Origin of the sequence: Thalassotalea sp. G20_0, from assembly GCF_017744175.1 — a bacterium.
Lineage (GTDB): Bacteria > Pseudomonadota > Gammaproteobacteria > Pseudomonadales > Endozoicomonadaceae > Endozoicomonas.
Genome location: NZ_JAGHQV010000003.1, coordinates 31,261 through 51,804 on the forward strand (window position 1 = coordinate 31,261; position 20,544 = coordinate 51,804).

At 51.8% G+C, this 20,544-nt stretch carries 17 protein-coding genes; 11 read left to right on the plus strand and 6 right to left on the minus strand.

Annotation, left to right across the window (positions count from 1 at the left end):
* Nucleotides 1-55 precede the first annotated feature (55 nt).
* The gene (locus J7438_RS02215; protein ID WP_209275273.1) at nucleotides 56-3,184 is read right to left on the minus strand and encodes an efflux RND transporter permease subunit; all 3,129 of its coding nucleotides are present in this window, start codon (nucleotides 3,182-3,184) and stop codon (nucleotides 56-58) included.
* A 1-nt stretch (nucleotide 3,185) separates the two neighbouring features.
* Nucleotides 3,186-4,415: an efflux RND transporter periplasmic adaptor subunit gene (locus J7438_RS02220; protein ID WP_209275274.1), complete on the minus strand. Its 1,230-nt coding sequence runs from the start codon at nucleotides 4,413-4,415 to the stop codon at nucleotides 3,186-3,188.
* A 598-nt stretch (nucleotides 4,416-5,013) separates the two neighbouring features.
* On the opposite strand from J7438_RS02220, the gene J7438_RS02225 reads away from it, so the two are divergent.
* The 5 genes from J7438_RS02225 to J7438_RS02245 all read left to right on the plus strand — a co-directional run bounded on the left by J7438_RS02225 (nucleotide 5,014) and on the right by J7438_RS02245 (nucleotide 9,639).
* Nucleotides 5,014-5,736, plus strand: a complete 723-nt coding sequence (locus J7438_RS02225; RefSeq protein ID WP_209275275.1) for a response regulator — start codon at nucleotides 5,014-5,016, stop codon at nucleotides 5,734-5,736.
* A gap of 11 nt (nucleotides 5,737-5,747) precedes the next feature.
* Nucleotides 5,748-7,139 (plus strand): ATP-binding protein, encoded by a 1,392-nt coding sequence (locus J7438_RS02230; RefSeq protein WP_209275276.1) that lies wholly within the window; start codon nucleotides 5,748-5,750, stop codon nucleotides 7,137-7,139.
* Nucleotides 7,132-7,833, plus strand: coding sequence for a deoxyribonuclease V (gene nfi / locus J7438_RS02235; RefSeq protein ID WP_209275277.1), 702 nt, complete (start codon nucleotides 7,132-7,134; stop codon nucleotides 7,831-7,833). Before J7438_RS02230 ends, nfi begins: the two co-directional genes overlap by 8 nt.
* Nucleotides 7,802-8,425, plus strand: coding sequence for a hypothetical protein (locus tag J7438_RS02240; RefSeq protein ID WP_209202789.1), 624 nt, complete (start codon nucleotides 7,802-7,804; stop codon nucleotides 8,423-8,425). Before nfi ends, J7438_RS02240 begins: the two co-directional genes overlap by 32 nt.
* A gap of 167 nt (nucleotides 8,426-8,592) precedes the next feature.
* On the plus strand, nucleotides 8,593-9,639 hold the full coding sequence (locus tag J7438_RS02245; protein WP_209275278.1) for an ankyrin repeat domain-containing protein: 1,047 nt from the start codon (nucleotides 8,593-8,595) through the stop codon (nucleotides 9,637-9,639).
* Nucleotides 9,640-9,654: 15 nt separating this feature from the next.
* Here the strand turns inward: J7438_RS02245 and J7438_RS02250 are convergent, their stop codons facing one another.
* From J7438_RS02250 to J7438_RS02260, 4 genes are all read right to left on the minus strand, one after another.
* Nucleotides 9,655-10,359: a hypothetical protein gene (locus J7438_RS02250; RefSeq protein WP_209275279.1), complete on the minus strand. Its 705-nt coding sequence runs from the start codon at nucleotides 10,357-10,359 to the stop codon at nucleotides 9,655-9,657.
* 116 nt (nucleotides 10,360-10,475) lie between these two features.
* The gene (locus tag J7438_RS27555; RefSeq protein WP_286196331.1) at nucleotides 10,476-10,610 is read right to left on the minus strand and encodes a hypothetical protein; all 135 of its coding nucleotides are present in this window, start codon (nucleotides 10,608-10,610) and stop codon (nucleotides 10,476-10,478) included.
* Nucleotides 10,604-10,975, minus strand: coding sequence for a hypothetical protein (locus J7438_RS02255; protein WP_209275280.1), 372 nt, complete (start codon nucleotides 10,973-10,975; stop codon nucleotides 10,604-10,606). Before J7438_RS02255 ends, J7438_RS27555 begins: the two co-directional genes overlap by 7 nt.
* Complete coding sequence (locus J7438_RS02260; RefSeq protein ID WP_209275281.1) at nucleotides 10,972-11,487, minus strand: hypothetical protein; 516 nt, start codon at nucleotides 11,485-11,487, stop codon at nucleotides 10,972-10,974. The genes J7438_RS02255 and J7438_RS02260 overlap by 4 nt, the downstream gene beginning before the upstream one ends.
* A gap of 284 nt (nucleotides 11,488-11,771) precedes the next feature.
* Here J7438_RS02260 and J7438_RS02265 point away from each other — a divergent pair, with 284 nt between their 5' ends.
* The 6 genes from J7438_RS02265 (at nucleotide 11,772) to J7438_RS02290 (ending at nucleotide 20,539) form a co-directional block, all read left to right on the plus strand.
* Entirely contained in the window at nucleotides 11,772-12,599 is an 828-nt protein-coding gene (locus tag J7438_RS02265) for a hypothetical protein (protein WP_209275282.1), read from the plus strand.
* A gap of 185 nt (nucleotides 12,600-12,784) precedes the next feature.
* Nucleotides 12,785-13,240, plus strand: a complete 456-nt coding sequence (locus J7438_RS02270) for a hypothetical protein (protein ID WP_209275283.1) — start codon at nucleotides 12,785-12,787, stop codon at nucleotides 13,238-13,240.
* Nucleotides 13,241-13,264: 24 nt separating this feature from the next.
* Nucleotides 13,265-14,056, plus strand: coding sequence for a hypothetical protein (locus J7438_RS02275; protein ID WP_209275284.1), 792 nt, complete (start codon nucleotides 13,265-13,267; stop codon nucleotides 14,054-14,056).
* A gap of 17 nt (nucleotides 14,057-14,073) precedes the next feature.
* Entirely contained in the window at nucleotides 14,074-15,537 is a 1,464-nt protein-coding gene (locus tag J7438_RS02280) for a hypothetical protein (RefSeq protein ID WP_209275285.1), read from the plus strand.
* A 537-nt stretch (nucleotides 15,538-16,074) separates the two neighbouring features.
* On the plus strand, nucleotides 16,075-17,859 hold the full coding sequence (locus J7438_RS02285; RefSeq protein ID WP_209275286.1) for an ankyrin repeat domain-containing protein: 1,785 nt from the start codon (nucleotides 16,075-16,077) through the stop codon (nucleotides 17,857-17,859).
* A gap of 118 nt (nucleotides 17,860-17,977) precedes the next feature.
* Nucleotides 17,978-20,539 carry an ankyrin repeat domain-containing protein gene (locus tag J7438_RS02290; RefSeq protein WP_209275287.1) on the plus strand — a complete coding sequence of 854 codons (2,562 nt, stop codon included), beginning with the start codon at nucleotides 17,978-17,980 and terminating at the stop codon, nucleotides 20,537-20,539.
* Nucleotides 20,540-20,544 lie beyond the last annotated feature (5 nt).

Sequence of the window (20,544 nt, forward strand, 5' to 3'; positions counted from 1 at the left end):
CTTCGACTCCGCTTCAGGGTGAACGGAGATTGTACACATCATCCTCCTGATTCAATTAACTATTCGCCTTGTCAGGATCAAAGTGCTCACGCACTCTTTGCAGCAGCAGATAGAACACCGGAATCAGCAGGGTGCCAAAGATAGTGGCCGCCAACATACCGGAACTTACCGTGATACCGATGATCTGACGGCTGGCGGCACCGGCACCCGTGGCAAGTACCAGTGGCATTACCCCGAGAATAAAGGACAGGGCGGTCATCAGGACGGCACGGAAACGCAGGCCAGCGGCATTGATGGCTGAGTCAAAAATACTGTTGCCTTCCCGACGCTGAACCATGGCAAATTCCACGATCAGAATCGCCGTTTTTGCTGCGATACCGATTAACAGCACCATCCCGATCTGGGCATAGATGTCATTGGCCAGCACCGGATTCCACTGTCGCATGATATTGATCCCCACAAAGGCACCAAAGGTAGCAATAGGCACGGCGCTGATGATGGCCAGTGGCATGGTCCAGCTTTCGTACTGGGCGACCAGGAACAGGTAGGCAAACAGGAAGCACAGCGCAAACAGGATGGGAGCCAGGTTTCCTGCTTCGATTTCCTGTAAAGACTGGCCTGACCAGGAATAGGTATAACCCTGGGGAAGATTCTGTGCCAGTCGGGCCATTGCCTCAATGGCGTCACCGGAGCTGTAACCCGGAGCAGCCTGACCACTGATGTTGGCGGATTGATAGAGGTTGTAATGGCCGATGCTGCTGGGGCCCAGCACGGGTTTCAGGGAAGCAACCGTGGTCAATGGCACCATTTGTCCCTGACTGTTACGGACATAGAACTTGCTGAGGTCAGCCGGTCCTGCCCGGTCAGCACTTTCAGCCTGCAGGTTGACCTGATAGTTCTGGCCAAACAGGGTGAAGTTATTCACGTACAGTGAGCCCAGCTGGGTTTGCAGCGTCATGAAAATCTCGGATAACGATACATCCTGGGCTTTGGCTTTCTGGCGATCTACTTCCAGCAGGTATTGCGGTACATTGGCCTGCCAGGTTGAAAACACCCGGGCGAGTTCCGGCTGCTGGTTGGCCTGGTAAATCAGGCCGTTCATGACCTGGCTGAGCTCTTGGGGTGAGCGTCCCATGGTGTCTTGCAACCGGAAGTCAAAGCCACCGGATGACCCAAGACCCGGAATGGGTGGGAAGGCAAAAGCCATGACCTGTGCTTCTTGCAGTGACCACAATTTTGCCTGGGTTCTTTGCAGAATGGCGTCCTGATGCAGCTCGGGACTCTGTCTCTCTGACCAATCGTTCAATACGACAATGGCCAGCGCCGCATTACTGCTGGAACCACTGAAGATACTAAAGCCGGAAATGGTGATAACACTATCCACACCCTGTTCGGAGCGAATCTGGTCGGTGATTTCCCCCATCAACTCCTGGGTGCGATTTAATGAAGCCGCATCTGGCAGCTGAATGTTGACCGCAAAGAAGCCCTGGTCTTCATTTGGGACGAAGCCGCCAGGTGTGGTAGTAAACATAAAGCCGGTACTGCCCAGCATCACCGCCAGAAGGCCAACGCCCAGAATGGAACGGCGCAGTAAAAGTGTTACCCAGCCCTGGTAACCCCCGGTCAACTTGTGAATAAAGGTGTCTACCGGCTTCAGCCAGGCAATCTGGTCAAGACTTCCTTTTTTCAGTAATACCGAGCAAAGCGCGGGACTTAAGGTTAACGCGTTGACCGAGGAGATCAGTACCGCCACAGAAATGGTCACGGCGAACTGGGTATAGAGCCCCCCGGTAATGCCCGGCATAAATGCCACGGGCACAAAAACCGCCAGCAGTACCATGGTAGTGGCAACAATGGGACCGGAAACCTCTTTCATCGCCAGGCGGGTGGCCTCTTTTGGTGCCATGCCCTCTTTTGTGATCAGTCGTTCAACGTTTTCAATAACGACAATGGCATCGTCCACCACAACACCGATGGCCAATACCAGGCCAAACAAACTGATGGTATTGATGGAGAACCCCAGTGCCTGCATGACCGCAAAGGTACCAATCAGCGACACCGGGATGGCGATGGCAGGAATGAGAGTTGCACGCCAGTTCTGAAGAAACAGGAATACCACCAGAATAACCAGAAATACGGCTTCAAACAGTGTTTTCACCACCTCATTGATGGACTCGTTAATAAACTCCGTGGTGTCAAACTTGATGGTATAGTCCATGCCCTGGGGGAAGTCCTTCTTCAGCTCTTCCATCTGGGCTTTCACGCCTTTGGCCACGTCCATGGCATTGGCATCCGGTTGCTGGTAAATAACCAGAAATGCCGTAGGTTTTTGGTTCAGCCGTGCATCACCCTCATAGTTCTGGGAGCCAAGTTCCACTTTTGCAATGTCTTTGATGCGGACAAAAGAGCCATCCGGGTTTGCCCGGATAATGATATTGCCAAAAGCGTCAGGGGATTCCAGCTGTCCCCGGGTACGTATCGTGTAGGTAAATTGTTGATCAGGCTGATTGGGCGCTTGTCCAAGTTGTCCGGCGGCAACAATGGCATTCTGCTCATTAATGGCGTTACTGATGTCGGATGTGGTGACACCCAGTGCCGCCATGCGACTGGGGTTCAGCCAGATGCGCATACTGTAGGTCATGGCACCCATCACCTGAGCCTGCGCTACGCCCTTGATACGGGTCATTGGGTCTAACAGGTAGTTACTGGCGTAGTTGCTCAGGTAGACCTGATCAAACTTGCCGGATTCAGACACCAGGTTGACCCCGAGCAGCATGTTGGACGACTGTTTTCGTACATTGATGCCCAGTCGGCGAACCTGTTCGGGCAAACTCGGTTCGGCAGCGGCTACCCGGTTCTGCACATTGACCATGGCGATGTCCTGGTCGGTGCCGGAATCAAAGGTGACGGTGATGGACACACTGCCATTGTTGTAGGCTTTGGAGTCCATATAAATCATCCCTTCAACCCCGTTTACCTGTTCTTCAATGGGGCGCATAACCGCTGATTCCAGGGTTTCTGCATCGGCACCCGGGTAGGTGGCGTTGATGGTTACCTGGGGCGGCGTGATTTCCGGGAACATACTCACTGGCAGCGTTGTCAGCGAGATCAGACCGACCATGGTGATCACAATCGAGATGACGAATGCGAACTTGGGCCGGTTAATAAAAAACTGGCTGATCATCTCAGATATCCTGCTCCTGTGGCTTGGCGGAAGCGGGTGATGAAAGCGTACCGGTGGTTGGGTCTACGTTAACCAGGGTTGGCGATACTTTGCTGCCCGGACGCACTTTCTGAAGGCCCTGAACGATAATCTGCTCACCTTGCTTAAGGCCAGATTTTACCGCCCACATGGCATTGATACGACGACCGACTTCCACCTGTCGGGTTTCAACGACATTTTCCGGCGTTACAACCAGGACAAAATAGCCGGACTGATCCTGCTGAACTGCGGCCTGGGGAATCAGGGGCATGGGCGTTTTCTGATTGCTTTCTGCCTGCAGCGTGACGTAGAGGCCCGGCAGAATAATACCCTGAGGGTTCGGGAAGGTGGCTCGCAGGGTCAGGGTACCCATGGTTTCATCGATCTGGGTGTCGGCAAAGCTGAAGGTGCCTGGCTGGTCGTATTCAGTGCCATTTGGCAGTCTGAGAGAGAGTTTGAACCTGCTTTTTTCTTCGACCTCAACGCTGGCTTCCTGCGCCGTTATGGCTCCGGGGTGTTCTGCCAGATGGCTGATCAGCTGTCGTTCATCCACCTGAAAGGTAACATAGATTGGATCCATGCTGGTCAACGTAGCCAGAGGCTGGCTGGTGGGACCCACCAGATTGCCAACACTGTAGGTTGATTTGCCAATTTCCCCCGTGAAGGGTGCGGAAATTTGCGTGTAGCCAAGATTCAGCCGGGCTGTTTCCAGACTGGCTTCTGCTGCTTCCACCGCAGCGACCGCCTGGGCTTCCGAGCTGGTTTGATTATCGTAGTCAGCCTGACTGATCGCTCCCCGTTTTAGCAGATCCCGGCTACGCTCAAGGTTTTTCCGGGCGTTAATAAGGGAAGCTTTGCTGCTTGCCAGCTGGGCCTCGGCACCTTTGAGGGCAGCTGCAAATGGTGCCCGGTCAATTTCGTAAAGCAGCTGGCCCTGTTCAACCATACCGCCTTCCGTAAAGTTTCTTTTGACCAGAAAGCCTTCTACACGAGCACGGATGTCTACCTCATTGATCGCTTCTGAACGGCCAATGTATTCATAATAGTCGCCTACTTCCTGATCGATGACACTGAAAACCGATACACCGGGTGGCGGCATTTGATGTTGTGGCTGCTGCTCCTCCGAGCAACCGGCCAGAAGGAAAATAGAGGTGGCTAAAGCGCCTATCGGAAGCCATTTTCCGAGTTTACGATCAGTGATGTTAGTGATCATTGATAGCTCCGTACTGTTTGCATTCAGCAAAATACCTGCCACTTATTTGTCTTTGCAAACGTCATAACCTGTTAGGGGAAGAAGGTATTGGCGGTCTTAAGTATTACCCTGTATGACTCAGGGAAAGGGCGTGTGCCTTTGGCTTTAGATAGGGAAATGCCCCGTGCAAAGCGCCGGATAGTATACAGGGTTATATACTGTGACGGATAGTATGAGGTTCATCCATCGAGAACCATGTGGAAAACCACTATTGGCGAATCCTTTACTGTTTAAAATGGAATAAGTCAGGGCTTTACACTGCTTTTACCGGATCTATTGACCCGATTGAGATGCAAGTCAATAAACTGAATCCCAGATCAACGTCGTTACTGCCCGGGGCTGATGTGATGCCTTGCCGCTGTTTAACTAAGCATTCCTGTTTGATGAGTGATATGATGTCCCGCGCTTTGGGCAAGCCTCTTTATTAAACCAATGAGCAGAGGCAGCCAGAAAACCCGGGCGGGGGGCAGGCTGGCCATACCATCAGTTACTTTACGAGCTGTACCTTTAACCCCGCTTTCCCCCAAGGCGGGGTATTTTTTTTTATGGAGCACATCCTATGAGTCACTCTATAAGTACAGGCAAAACCAGTGCCAGGCTGTTGCTGATTGATGATGATATCGAGCTCTGTGAATTGCTGGTGGAATATCTGGCCACAGAAGGGTTTACGGTCTCTGCGGTTCATGATGGTGAAGCCGGGGTCGATGCCGCTCTGTCCGGGATGCATGATCTGGTGCTGCTGGATGTAACCTTGCCGAAACTGAACGGTTTTGATGCCCTGAAGCAGATACGCCAGCAGTCGGACATCCCGGTTCTGATGCTGACTGCCCGTGGCGATGATGTGGATCGGATTATCGGTCTGGAAATTGGTGCGGATGATTATTTGCCCAAGCCCTACAATCACCGTGAGCTGGTGGCCAGAATCAAGGCTATTCTGCGTCGTGGGCGCACACCATTGATTCCGGAAGGCACCAGCCGAACCCTGCAGATTGATGATATTGCCCTGAATCTGGCCAACCGTGAGGCCGCCATTGCCGGTGAACCACTGGAGTTGACGGCCACTGAATTTCTGGTGCTGAAATCGCTGATTGAAAAGGCCGGTGAACTGATTTCCCGGGATGACCTGACCCAGATCGCCCTTAACCGTAAGTTGACACTTTATGATCGGGCCATTGATATGCATGTGAGTAATGTGCGCAAGAAGATTGGTACCCGGCCTGACGGCAATCCAAGGATAAAAACCGTGCGTGGGTCTGGTTACTTTTATATTCTTCCGGGCTGATGGGGTTGCCAGTGCGAGTTAAAATCCCCGGGCTGGTGGTCTGGCCATGGCACAGTGTCTTCTGGAAGATTTTTCTGTGGTTCTGGCTGACCATGATTGCCATGCTGGTGACGTTGTTTCTGGCCTTTGCCATCACCGTGGACCCTTCGGACTTTCTGTCCGAGCGGCGGGCGCTGTTTCGTGAGCTGGAAATAGCGGCCCGTAAAATGGAACTGCTCTCCCGTACTTCCGTACATTTACCCATTCCCCGGTTCCCCGGCAGTGGTTACTACCTGTTCGATACCGAGGGAAATATTCTGGGCAGTGCGTCGATCTCTGAAGAGTTGATTTCTGCCTACAATAAAACCCGGAATCTCAGCGATCCGACCATTACCTTTCGCAGGGGGGTGGTGGTAGTCGGCCCACAGCGCATTACCCTGAATGATGCCCCCTACGAACTATATCTCACCAAAGAGATGCCAATGCTGGTGCACTGGCGGGTGCAGCAGGTTATTGCACGTCAGTGGCATCTTATTATTCTGGCGTTGGGTGTCAGCTTCTTTCTCTGTGTGGTTCTGGCCCGCTACCTGGTGGGGCCGATTCGGAACTTGCAGCGGGCCTCCAGAAAGCTGGCCCGTGGCGACCTGAGTGCCCGGGTAGGCGGCAAGGTTGCCAGGCGCCGGGATGAGCTGGGTGAGTTGGCCAGGGATTTTGACCACATGGCGGAGCAGGTCGGGTCTCTGGTGTTCAGTAAAGAACGGTTGTTGCGGGATGTCTCCCATGAGTTAAGGTCGCCGTTAACCCGGTTGCAGATCTCTCTGGCGCTGGCCAGACGAAAAACGCCGGATGCCGAGGCAGAGCATGCGCGCATCGAGCGGGAGATAGAACGCCTGGATCAGTTGATCGGGCAGATCATCCACTTTTCCCGTATTCAGCATAATATGGCCAACATGGCCTGCGAGAAAATAGCTCTCGAAGGTATGCTGAAAAAGCTGGTGGACGATGGCAGCTTTGAAGCCCAGGCCCGTGATAAGGCCGTGGTATTGAAAGAAACCGCTAACATTGAGCTGGTGGCAGTTCGTGAGTTTCTCTCCAGTGCGGTGGAAAACATCATCAGAAATGCGATTCGTTTCACTCCGGAAGGCTCGGAAGTTGAGGTGCGACTGTTGCGTGACAATGATGTGGCACTGATTGGTATTCGTGATTATGGGCCGGGGGTGCCTGAAGAGACCCTTGACGATCTGTTTGAACCCTTCTTCCGGGTGGATGAAACCCGGGGTAAGGAAAATGATGGAACGGGTCTTGGAATGGCCATTGCCAGTACTGCAGTATCACAACATAACGGCTCCATTGCTGCCCGCAATGCCCACCCGGGTCTTGAGGTCACCCTTCGCCTGCCGTTAAGGAATGGGTTGAGTGTCTGAGTTTGCTGACCTTCGCTGGGACCTTTCCTATGCCGAAGCCATATCCATTCAAACGACACTGGCCAGTCAGGTGATCCAACAGGATGACCTGCCTGAAATCACCCGTGTTGCCGGTGTTGATGTTGGCTTTGAAGATAACGGGCGGGTAACCCGTGCCGCCGTTGCGGTTCTGGCTTTTCCCGCCCTGGAGCTGCTGGATTACACCATTGCCAAAGTACCGACCCGGATGCCCTATATCCCCGGATTGTTGTCATTTCGGGAGTGCCCGGCGATTCTGGATGCACTTGGCCAGTTGCGGATAACGCCTGATCTGTTGCTGTGTGATGGTCAGGGAATGGCCCATCCACGGCGCTTTGGCGTTGCCTGTCATGTTGGTGTGCTCACCGGGCTGCCCGCCATTGGGGTTGCCAAGAGCCGACTTTGTGGACACAGTGATACCCTGCCAGAGGGGAAAGGGGCCAGGGTTGAACTGCGGGATAATAATGAAGTGATTGGCAGCGTGCTGCGCACCCGAAGCGCAACCCGCCCACTGTATATCAGTATTGGCCATAGAATATCGTTGAACACGGCGGTGCATTATGTTGAATCATGTCTTACCCGCTTCCGGTTGCCGGAAACCACCCGTTGGGCAGATGCACTGGCTTCCAATCGGGGGCAGGCTGTTGCCAGGGCCAACCAGATTCTGGCTCGCTAACGTTTTCTGCGCTCTGGCACTTATTCTCCTGGGGGGCTGTGCAGGAAATGACCGGGAGGTCTATAGCCAGCAGCAGTTTCAGCAGCTGGTGGATAAAGGCTTTCTGTCACCACAGATTCGCAATCTGGATATGCTGCCGATGATGGCGGTGCAGCTCTATCTGGACACGCCGCAGATTTTTCTTCAGGGGGATGGCAAGCCCCTGATGTTCCATATCGATGGCAAGGTGGATGCGGATATCTTTGGGGGGATGGTCACGGAAAAACTGCCGGTGCAAATTACCGGCTTCACCCAGCTGAGATATTCCAGGGAAGATGAGGCCATTTATTTTACTGAGATAGCGTTTATGGAAGCCCGGATTGACCTGGAAGTGGCATTGTTCAAAACCATGATCGTGGACAGCTTTCAGAAGGCATTGCTGAAAGAGCTGGCCGGGATGCCATTGATCTCGTTGGTCAAAACACCGGAACTGGCGGCAACCATCGAATCACTTGCCAGACATAATGCTGATGGGCAGATTCAATTTAATATCCGGGAAGGCAGCCTGGTGATTGAACCGGTTCCGGGCCACAGTGATCGTTCTTCTGGCTAAAGCTTGTTCTGGCAGTCATCACTTTTCCCGGGAGCCTGTTGACGTTTTGTTACTGAGCTCACAACTAAACGTCAACAGGTCCTATATACAGTTTTCATGCAAATGGTGTATCAGATCAATGCGTAAGCCCTATATTTTAATGATGTCCCTGATGAAGAGCAGACATCATGAACAGTATCAGCAATACGCCAGCACTCAGGATTGAAACACCGGCAAGCCAATCCCCCCTCTCCGACCCTGTTGACCAGGCCAGCGGAAAACAAGATACCAGTCCCCATTACCAGACACCGACTGCACATGGGAAACGTAAAATTACGGTTCGGGACAAGCTGGACCTGGTCATGGCTGTCAGATCCGGACGCCGCAATGAAGTTGAACGGCTACTGCATAAAGGCGTGAACATTCGCAAAGAATACTATTTGAAATATCAGGATTCCCCGTTGAAAACGGCGGTGAACCATCGTCGTATCAAGATCCTGGAATTGCTGCTGGAGCATGGGGCAAACCCTGACGATCATGCCGTTGGTGTCAAAACGCCGTTGAACTCTATCCTTAAGGAAAAGCCTATCAGTATTAAGGTCATGAAGGTATTGCTAAAACACGGTGCGAATCCTGACGCCAAGACCAAGGGACGCTACACCCCGTTGTTTTGGGCTGTCTACCATAGGCATATCGGTGCCGTAAAGCTACTTCTGCAGCATGGGGCAGACACTAATAGCAGAAGCTCGGGCTACGAAACGCCACTATACAAAGCGGTGAGATTGGGGGATATCAAGATCGCGAAGCTGTTGCTGGAGTCCGGTGCGGACGTTAATGGCAAGTCAGCCGGCTTGACCACCCCTCTGGCTATTGCGGTGCACACCGGGGGTTTAAGGAGTGTGAACTTGCTGTTGGATTATCATGCGGATGTTAATAGCGTCGATGGCGACAGGATAGCCCCCCTTGAGTTAGCTGCCTGGAAAAAGCGGGTTGATATTGCCTTTGAACTGCTCAGGTGTGGCGCTCGTGCGGATAAAAAGCTGACCAGAAAGTTGGTCAGCAAGGTTATCCGTAAATATAAGATAAACCCGAAAACCACACCGCTGTCGCTCAAAGGTGCCAGCTTACGTGCCATTGGGAAACATCTCAATGGACGTGATCCGAGAGTTTTGCCTTTGCCCGAGGCCACACGGAAGGAATTGCGATTACAGAGACGAGGAACAATATTTCCGTGAATCTCGTCTTCCGGGTTAACTCGAAGGCTTGAAGGAACCCATCATAATATTGAAAGTATCCATGACCGGATAGAGCGGGTAGAACGTGCGCGGGCTGGCAAAGTTTCGGGTCAGGTCATATTTAAAGTCGCTGAGAATAAAGTCCGGAACCTCCGGAACCCATTGGTTCCCCGCTTTCCTGAAGGTGAACACTTCGCTTCTGGTCTGATAGCCGGAGTATGACTCCGGGAAGATGGTTAAAACGGTTACAATCTCTCCATCATCATCTGCCCGCATACGAAACCTGGGGGGCACATGAATTTCGTAGGCCCGGGAAATACCCACATTAAATTTTGATTTGGAAATAATTCGCACATAAAAATCCTGTGGACTCAGTTCATTGGCCTTTGCCCGTCCTTCAGGAAAAATAATTTGAAACAAATGACTTGAGTGGTAGCGTTGCACCTGATGCTTTAACAGTTTTAATGCGTCTTCAGCAAAGAAGCTGGCGAACTCGTCAAAGTCAAACGTGTTCAGGTTTCGAACCATCTCAAGGACAGTAGATTTGAGCGCTTCTTTATCTGATTCAGATAGTGACGAATCCCGGTGCGGCATCGGTGATGTTATTTCTGCAAGGAGCGGTTTGTTTTTATCGTTGGTTTCTGCCCCACCAAGGCATGACTGGACAGTGGCGAAGACGGCAATCATGCCAATAAGACATAATTGAATGACTCTGGACACTTGAACCTCCTGACAAACCAATATGGACATAAGATAGCCAGTAATTCCAGTTTCTGCAGGTAGAGATGTGATTGCCAGAAAACATTATGGAAATGCAGATATCTGTAGCCATTGTTTTAATCAGGGCTATCAGGACGTTGTTGCTCCGTTTCCTGTTCTGTGCTCGCCATGGGGTTACTGACTGTTGCCATATCCGTCAGCTCTATCATCACCGATTCGTCATGGTCATCGGATTCATACCTGGTCAGCACATGGTATACAGGGCTGTCAGGACTATGCGGGTCAGGTTATCGATACGGCCCTCAAGGTTTTCTACCAGGCATTGGGAGAGCTTGCCAATGGTATGACCCTGACCGTCCAACTGGCCGGTAAACGGATGGGCTTCATTACCAATGGGGCGGGTTAACTGGCTACCATCAATATCCTTAGTCAGCCGATATTTTTTGCTGCATGATTCCGCATCATGGCAGATCTTGCCCAGAGTCTCGGCATCCGCCACGTCAACCGTGGTGTCAGCGCCGGATGCTGTTGACGCGCCTGCAAAGGAAAGGCTCGCCAGAGCGCCCAGTGCCAGAGGCATGTTTGGCAGCTGGCCTGCCCGGAGTGTCGTGGTCACGGGGCTTCGGGCTGTGGTGGTGGGATCCGGGGCGCTTTTCCGGGGTTTTCTTTAGCTGTTTCCGGTGTTTCGCCCGGCGTATTTTCTCTGTGTGTGTCAGGCTCGGGTAGAAAATCGGCACGGGCTGTGAACGAATTAAACTGATCCCTGGCAAACCGACCCGCAACCGAAAGGTTGGCAAGATTGCTCAGCAGGCTAATGACTTCTGAGGGCAGGCCGGTATAGGCAGATATTGCCCGTCCAGCCAGTGCGGTGAACTGCAGGAAATGACTGGCCCGGCCATCAAGGCTCTGAGGATTCATGTCGGCAGCAGGGCTTACGACACCGGATACCGGAGGGCTGGAACTGGATAAATCAGAGAAAGGGTTCAACGACTGGAGAAGCGCAATCCCCCCGGATTGGATGGTCACACCCAGCCCTCTCCATCGACCCTCCGGTTCTGTGGGCGGGGGTGCCAGAGTTTGCGGGTCGATGGCTGTGCCTGTTGGGGGGACGTCCGGTTGCCGTATCAAATCAATACCTTAATAACCAGGTTGTTTGCAGTTATATCAATTCACTGTTGTGTAACAATTGCTGATTTCTATACGTTAAATGGGGAGGAGATAATCGCCAGTGTTATCGTCATGGTAAGAATGGTTTGAGTTACATAGGCCTTTTTTTACTAAGAAAAGGCAGTTCTGCCACTTTGCATCCGCCAGGCAGTCAAGTCCCGGAATTATTTTCAAGAACTTTTCCGTTGTTAATGTTGTCAAAATGTCGCACGAAACAAACGCTGGCCAACTCAGAGTATTCAAGCATGATCAACCACCATTTGGCTGTCCGGCCAGATTTCCCCCGACCGCTACCAGAAACCTCTGAAACATTGCCGACTGAGGCTTCGGTTAATTCTCTGTTGAGCACTCAGCAGTACCACCAGTTTGCCGGTAGCACTTTGAGAGAGCGAAACGTTGAATGCTCAGAACATTCGGAATCAGTAAAACGTGATGCTTCGGGAGGTACAAGCGACACTGGGCCGATAATTTGGTGGTATCGATATCCTGAGGATCCATTCGAGGAGAGAGACGATATCTACAAATGGATTGCCAGTGGGGCGAATGACAAAATTGTTGAACTGCTTGATCAGGGGTTTAACCTGGACCAGAGCGATAGCTGCGATGAACCACCGTTATTTTATGCCCTGAATTTCGGTTCTCTGGAAACCGTTTTGCTGTTACTGAAACACGGGGCGGACCCGAATTTATTCCGTGTTCGTCCCAGTTTTACATCCGTGAGCATTGGTGACTACAGTTTACGGGAGACCGACAAATTATCACGGTTGGTACTGCTGCTCAGTTATGGTGCCAAACTATTGGATGATAACAAAGCTTTCGGTGACGTGTTTGAAGATAACCGGATTTTCCGGCTGGCTGTCTATTTCTTCTGGGAAAAATATCGTGAGGGTCATGCTGGTCCCATACCCGAACCAAAATCGGTTGAAGAACTGAATCAGTTGGTTTTTAAGCTACCTGTTCTGCAAATCATGGCATATATTTCGTTGTTTAATGACCAGTTCGGGATATTACGCCGACCATCAGGCAACTTGCCCGCTAATTTACAGGAGTTTTTTGACTTTATTGGTGCCTGACTGTTGGCAGTTATATGCCGTGGAGATTAACAGTCAGGAATCTCCCGGGGCGGCCTGAACCTTCTCAGATGGGGGTTCAGGAGTCATTAGACCACTTCATAAATAATGGTTCATGCCTCTGAACTTTTTATGTTTTTTAAATCTACATCGCCTTAATTGATTTGCTATTCAGAAGGCAAAATATTTTGGAATTTGGTGTTACAGCGAGAGTAATAGACTATCTGGGTCTGCCCGGTGATCAGGTGCAGGATGCAAAACCAGCAGCCGTTTCTCTTCTTCGGGTGCGCTCAACAGATAATCTTCGTGGAGGAGGGGAAACCTGTAAAAACTACTTTGAAAATAAAGTGTATGAGCAGGCAGGGTCGAAGGTCAGTGAGGGTTCAACACCAGATAAATATGCTTCAAAGCAAGATGAGAGATGTTGTGTAGTTTATAAGCTGGCTTCAAGTTGGTCATATTTATTAAAGTACATGAGTCAATGCAATGAGGTAATGCCCGCCCCATCGTCAATCAGTGGTTTGGATTTACCGGATATGATGCACCCCTTTGATTTGAGAGAGCCCGCACTGGACTCCATCGCTGAGTTGAAAACGAGACTGTCACAACTGAAGGGCTGCTGGCAGAAGCTTAACCAATGGTGATTGGTGTCACCAGCCAGGCTTTTTGTGAAAAAAGAGGATCATACCCACCATGTTATGTTGCGGGTTGATAGTCAATTTATTCCGGGAACGCTGGACCTGCAGGAATTAGTCACCGGTGGGAAAACTGGCGGTGACCGGCGGGCAAAAGCGACAGAAAGTGCCCGCTGGCTGGTGCCTGAAAAGGTCTGGAGCTTTTCAGGGAAGGATCCTTTAGCCGATGTTGCAGGCCCGGGTAGCCAAAGTCATTACGGTAATAAACCATTCGTTAATATAGAGCGTCCGGCAGCGTGCAGCTCAACCGGTAATACGAAATATTCTGTAGCATTAAAGCCCGCAGACTATCATTTGTATCAGCCGGTCATGAAGAAGCTGATGACGGATATTTGTGGAAGGAACTTAAAAAAATTGAGCAGTTTGCAAGACAGGGTGCACTTTTTCCGGGATGACAGCCATGTTGAGCCACTGACAACGGATGAAAAAAAACTGCTGAAAGAGTTTGCTGAAGTGCTGGAGACTTCACGGATATGGTGGATAACTGAATCACCATCAGTGAGAAGTATTTTTGACCAGATTTTTCTGGCAGAAAAACATAAAAGCCCGCTGACAAAGGGCATGATGAGTGTGGTGACTAAATTTAAATCCCACGTCAATCTGGTGCGCAGTCTTAGCAGTAATAAAATTTTTGATAAACGACAGAAAGAATTTTTATCAGTAAGGCAGACTTCACTGGGGGAGCGTGATACAGGCCTGAAAACGTTTGAGCTGCCAAAGATAACGTTCACTCCTGGCAGTCCTGAACGTAAACCAAAAGTTTAATTATATGGTGTTTACTTATGACTTATCCTACCGGGTCACCATTACCATCCGCTTCACAACCTGTTGTCACAGCCGATCAATTACCGTTGCCGCCAGATCAGCAAGCCGCCTGTTCTGCAGACGTAGCAAGCTTCGACGCACGGCACGCCACCCTTGCATTATCTGAGCGTCTGCAATTGAAGTATCAGGGGTATTCTGACCAGGATATCTGCGCCGCAGAAAAAACATTGCAGCAACGGTCAACCGAACCACTGACGGTAGATCGCATTCTTCAGGAGCTGACTGACAGACGTGTTGATATCACCACCATACTGAACAGCCTTGATGAGGCAGTTGACAACACTCCCGGCACTAATAGCAAGCTCCGTCTGGCAAGTCAGGTTATGGATTTCGCCCAGTCACTTAAAAAACGTGTGCACTGCGAATTTAACCAACATTTCTCCGCTGCGTGGCCAGACCGGCAAAAAGTGGCTGAAATTGTCAGCCAGTGGCCAGAGTCACTGAAGGAATCAGCAATCTATATCCGCTATGGGTGGCCAGTTTTGAAAGTTGGCAGAGGTGTTGATATTTTGTGTGATTTCAGGTCTGCCATGCAGGTTTGCAACAGTCCTGACGATCAATACGAGGGTCTTCATCCAAAGGTTCACCCTGATCTTTGGGCATGTTTTGATCCCGGGGAGTTCAAGGATTTTTCTGATGATGACTTTCGACGTGCTTTCAAAGAGAGTGCTCCAAAGTATCAGGCCTTGATTAGAAGTCTGCCTGCAGATTTTCCGGTAATCAGTCGAAACGCGTACCTGGATTATCCGGTCTTTTTCCGTCTGGTGAGGGAAATCTGGCTTGACGCATTACATACTCGCAATACCGGAACCATGGAGAGAATCAGTCATTTGATGGTGTCATTTACGGATCAAATAAACCGCCATAGCCATCGCTTTGGCAGTTACAACAACCACATAAAAGCACTGGATGACCAGTTAGCGTGTAGCTATGCAATGAAATATGAAGAGTTGTCCGTTTTACCATTTCTGCTGGCAACGCACCCCCGTAGATGGAATGAAAACTATAGTTCTGTTTCCCGGCGGTTGATCCATTATGCTTTATCTGATCAGGAAAGTGAGCTGAAGACATGCCCTGTCACATGGGGAGCAGATCTGACACAGCAACTGAGTATCTGCTGTTGGGTAGAGTCAAAGTTGATTCCGGATACCATCATGACCCTGCGTTTTCTGAGTGATATTGTGCAGTATATTGATAAGGATAACCGTAGATTCGTTTCAGGCACTCTCTCGGATCAATTATACTGGACAGAGAGTGGCAGGCCGGGACGGTACTTTGATAAAGAAACGCATCAGCTGCTGTCACCCATCATCGCATCGGACCCGCAAACATTATATCCGATGGAGGGAACCAGGCAGGTGCTCACTGATTTTTTCAGTAGAAGTATTGGGTCGACCGGTGCTACTCCAGCAAATGGTTGAAAAGCATACCAATCACCGGTCAGCCCATTCACCAGTGCAGGAAGGCTACAGGTCCGGGAATAGACTGCCCTGCACGGCGCTCCCTCACAAATCCCCCAGAGCAACAAAGTCCCCGGCTTTGGCATCCTGCGTTGCCCTATCTCCCACATCCATGTGATCGTGCGCAAGATTCGGGGCAGTTTATGAAATATCCGGGTTAAAACAAAGATCAATGGTTTCTTCAACTACCATTTAATCAAATACTGTCGTTTTAATGCCTGACTCTTCGCTGAATATTCTTACCATGCTCAGAAGGGGTAATTCGTCTGTTTAGATTGTAAACGACGATAGATTATTAATATGGAAAATAACAGCTTGAAGATTACGATGACAGATTAACATCGTTTGTTCCTGATCACTCCTGTAATTAAATTTATAATACTTTCGTCGTAATAAAGCTCTCGGAATTTTTCTTTACCAGCGGCAGCTATTTATATTGAATTATTGTTTATCCTTTTTCTCCAGGCTTTTTCAACCATTTACCAATACGACTGTTTTATGAATGCCGTTGGCTGTTACTCTTATCCTGTATCCACTGATACTTCAGGGTCATTCAGTGATGATGAGTGTTCCATTTGCAAAGAGGATTTCCATGGCCGTAGTGTGGTACCCGTTGTCGTCAAAACCAAATGCGGGCACAGGTTTGATCTGGACTGTATTTCGAGATGGATCGGTTCCGGATTCGGGCAAGGGACCTGTTGCATTTGTCGCCAGGCAGTGTTGCCGCTGGTACGGGAGGCCGGTGCCTGTGTTTATGAGGACTCACCCTTCTGCGAAGCCCTCCCACTGCAAGCCTGTCGTACTGGTGATGTCGAGAAATTAACCGCGCTTTTGAGGCTGGACCCCAGCACTGCCCGGAAAACGTTCAGGTCTGCTGTTACTGGGCAGCAAGTTAATCTAATGATCGTCGCTGCCCAGAACAATAACGTCGCCTGCCTGCAAGCCCTGATGGCTTCCGGGGCGGATCCCAACACGGTCCGGTCTGCGGATGGTGCCACCCCTCTGTTAATCGCTGCCCAGGACAATAACACCGCCTGCCTGCAAGCCCTGTTGGCTGCCGGGGCGGATCTCAACGTCACCTTGGCTTCGGGTGCCACACCACTGTTCATCGCTGCCTGTCACAATAGCACCGCTTGCCTGCGCCTCCTGATCGCTGCCGGGGCGAAACTCAATGCCACTCAGGGTCCGGAGGATGCCACCCCGCTGTACATTGCTGCCCAGAACAATAACATCGCCTGCCTGCAAGCCCTGATCACTGCCGGGGCGGAGCTCAATGCTGTCCTGAATACAGGTGTTACCCCGCTGTTCATCGCTGCCCAGAAGAATCACATCGCCTGCCTGCAAGCTCTGATCACTGCCGGGGCAGGGCTTGATGTCGCCAGGATTTCGGATGGTACCACCCCGTTGTTGATTGCTGCCCAGCAGAATAGCACCGCCTGCCTGAGAGCCCTGATCGCCGCAGGGGCAAAGCTCAATGCCGCCATGACGTCGGGTGCCACCTCGCTATTCACCGCTGCCCAGAATAATTACATTGCCTGCCTGCAAGCCCTGATCGCTGCCGGGGCCGATCTCAACGCCGCCCGGACTTTGAATACCACTCCGCTATTTATCGCGGCCGAGAACAATCATATCACCTGCCTGCAAGCCCTGATCCTTGCCGGGGCGGATCTCAATGCCGCCCGGACTTCGGGTGCCACCCCGCTGTTCATCGCGGTCCAGAAAAATAACATCGACTGCCTGCAAGCCCTGATCACTGCCGGGGCAGATTTCAACGCCGCCCTGAATTCGGGCACCACCCCGCTGTTCATTGCTGCCCAGGACAATCACCTCGCCTGCCTGAAAGCCCTGATTACTGCCGGGGTGGAGCTTAACACCGCCCGAAATACAGATGGTGCTACCCCGCTGTACATTGCTGCCCAGAACAATAACATCGACTGCCTGCTTGCCCTGCTTATTGCCGGGGCGGATCCCGACATTGCCTGCACGGATGATGGGGCCACCCCACTTTACATTGCTGCCGAGGAGAATAACATCGCCTGCCTGCAAGCCCTGATTGCAGCCGGGGCGGATCCCAACATTGCCTGCACGGATGATGGGAGTACTCCACTGATGATCGCTGCCGAGACCAATAACATCCCCTGCCTGCAAGCCCTGATTGCGGCAGGGGCAGATCTCAACGCCCGGACTACGGATGGTCTCACCGCGCTGTCCATCGCTGCCGGGAGCAATAATATCGCCAGCCTGCAAGCCCTGAGCGCTGCCCTGGCCAGGAAGAAAGACTGAGACAGCATCAAGCCAGCCTGTGCTCCCAACGCCTTTAAACAGTTGTTATTGCATTGAATTTTTTTGTTTATTGTTCATCTAACCCTGTCACTGATTAACACATGCGGGTGTTTGCTCTATGGATGTCACTTCCGATTATTCATCCTCCGTTCCCATGGAGGTCTCCGGGTCGTCGGATGAGGTTTCTGATTCCACTGGACATGGGGCTTTTCATGGCCGTGACGCAGTACCCGTGTTCGTAAATACCCGGTGCGGGCACCGCTTTGATCTGGATCGTGTTTCCAGGGATTTTGCCAAAGAACTGGCCGGGACACGAAAGTGCGCGGCTTGTCAGAATAATCCGATGCCTCTGGTGAATGAGCATACCGGTGAATATTACCGGGATGAACACTTCCCTGATCCGATATTTTTTTACGCCTGTATTCGTGGGGATCAGTCTTTGATTCGTTCCCGGTTGTTACAAGGGGTTAATGTTAATGTTCCTATGGAGCATGACTTAACCGCCCTGATATGGGCATCCCAGAACGGGCGCCTTGAGGTCGCAAGGCTGCTGATCGACAGCGGTGCTGACGTCAATGCCGTTACGGACAAAGGCATCACCGCCCTGATGTCAGCATCCCTGATCGGGTGCCGGGAGATCGCCAACCTGCTGATCAATAACGGCGCTGACATCAATGCCGTTACCAACAAAGGCACCACTGCCCTGATGCTGGCAGCCAGCAGGGGGCACCGGGAGATCATCGTACTGCTGATGGACAGGGGAGCTGAGGTCAATGTCTGCCGGAGTAATGCCGACAATCTCAATGGCTGGACAGCCCTGATGTCGGCATCCGATAAAGGGCACGTGGAGGCTGCCAGGCTAATGATCAATAGGGGGGCTAAGGTTAATGCCGCTATGGAAAATGGCTCCACAGCCCTGATGTTGGCATCCGGGAACGGGCATTGCGAGACCGCTGAGTTGCTGATCGACAATGGTTCCGAGGTCAATGCCGTTATGGATGATGGCTCAACAGCCCTGAAGCTGGCAGCCAATAACGGGTACCGTAAGGTTGCCAGGCTGCTGATCGGCAACGGCGCAGATGTCAATGCCTGTGCAGACAATGGCTTGACTGTCCTGATGTCGGCATCCCTGTACGGGAAGCGTGAGGTCGCTGAACTGCTGATTGACCGCGATGCTGAGGTCAATGCCGTCAGTGAAGATGGCTTGACTGCCCTGATGTTGGCATCCCGGAATGGGCATCTGGAGATTGTCCGGCTGCTGATCGGCAGGTTCGCTGATGTTAAAGCCAGGATGGATGATGGTGCCAATGCCGTGATATTTGCAGCCAGGAACGGGCATTGGGAGATCGTTAAACTGCTGGTCAACAGCGGTGCTGAGGTCAACGACAGTATGGACGGTGGTTACACTGTCCTGATGTCGGCATCCTGGAGCGGGCAGTGGGAGGTCGCTGCGCTGCTGATCCACAAAGGTGCAGATGTCAGTGCCAGGCTGGATAATGGCTTGACTTGCCTGATGTCGGCATCCCGGAACGGACACCGGGAGGTCGCCGTGCTGTTGATCGGCCACGGTGCTGATGTCAATGACAGTATGGAAGATGGTTCCACTGCTTTGATATTGGCTTCAGAGAGCGGGTGGTGTCAGGTCGCGGAGTTGTTGATCGAAAGTGGCGCTGAGGTCGATGCCGTAACTGACAATGGCTTGACTGCCCTGATGTCGGCATCGGAGAACGGGCAGCGGGAGGTCGCCAGGCTGTTGATCGTCAGGGGAGCTGAAGTCAATGCCTGTATGGTTGATGGCATCAATGCCTTGATGTTGGCAGCCATGAAAGGGCAGTTGGACACCACTGAGCTGCTAATCAGCAGGGGGGCCGAAATCAACGCCAGTAACAACGATGACTTCACTGCCCTGATGTTTGCATCCCGGGGCGGCCACAGTGATATTGTCTGGCTGCTGATCGACAAGGGCGCTTCTGTCAATGTCTGTATGCCCGACGGTTTCACTCCTCTGATGTCGGCATCCCGGAATGGGCACCAGGAGGTTGCCCGGCTGTTGATTGACAACAACTCTGAAATCGATGTTGCCATGGATGATGGTTCCACTGCCCTGATGTTTGCATGCGAGAAAGGACACCGGGAGGTTGCCAGGTTGCTGATTGACAGGGGGGCTGGCGTCAATACCGTTATGCACACTGGCCTCACTGCCCTGATGTTTGCATGTCAGAATGGGCATGTGGAGATTGTCAGGCTGTTGATCGACAGGGGGGCTGAGGTCGATGTTGTTTTAGAAAATGGTACCACCGCACTCATGTTGGCGTCCCTGCACGGGCGTCGTGAGGTCGTCGAGCTGCTGATCGATATCGGCACTGAGGTCAATGTTGCCAGGAACGATGGTTTTACTGCCTTGATGTCGGCATGCGAGAGAGGGCATCGGGATGTTGCCGAGCTGTTGATCGACAGTGACGCCAAGGTCAATGTACGCATGGGCAATGGTGCCACTGCCCTTATGTGCGCATCCCGGAATGGACACGTGGAGACTGTCAGGCTGTTGATCGATAAGGGCGCTGAGCTCAATGCCGGTATGGAAAATGGCATCAGTGCCCTGATGTTTGCAGCACAGAACAGGCAGTGGGAGGTTGTCGACCTGCTGATCAAAGCTTTGATACGGGAAGGGAGAGGATAAAATAT

Bases quoted from the DNA above. Each gene is read 5' to 3' on its own strand.
- J7438_RS02215 (WP_209275273.1), bottom strand. From the start codon at position 3,184: ATGATCAGCCAGTTTTTTATTAACCGGCCCAAGTTCGCATTCGTCATC.
- J7438_RS02220 (WP_209275274.1), bottom strand. From the start codon at position 4,415: ATGATCACTAACATCACTGATCGTAAACTCGGAAAATGGCTTCCGATA.
- J7438_RS02225 (WP_209275275.1), top strand. From the start codon at position 5,014: ATGAGTCACTCTATAAGTACAGGCAAAACCAGTGCCAGGCTGTTGCTG.
- J7438_RS02245 (WP_209275278.1), top strand. From the start codon at position 8,593: ATGAACAGTATCAGCAATACGCCAGCACTCAGGATTGAAACACCGGCA.
- J7438_RS02265 (WP_209275282.1), top strand. From the start codon at position 11,772: ATGATCAACCACCATTTGGCTGTCCGGCCAGATTTCCCCCGACCGCTA.
- J7438_RS02280 (WP_209275285.1), top strand. From the start codon at position 14,074: ATGACTTATCCTACCGGGTCACCATTACCATCCGCTTCACAACCTGTT.
- J7438_RS02285 (WP_209275286.1), top strand. From the start codon at position 16,075: ATGAATGCCGTTGGCTGTTACTCTTATCCTGTATCCACTGATACTTCA.
- J7438_RS02290 (WP_209275287.1), top strand. From the start codon at position 17,978: ATGGATGTCACTTCCGATTATTCATCCTCCGTTCCCATGGAGGTCTCC.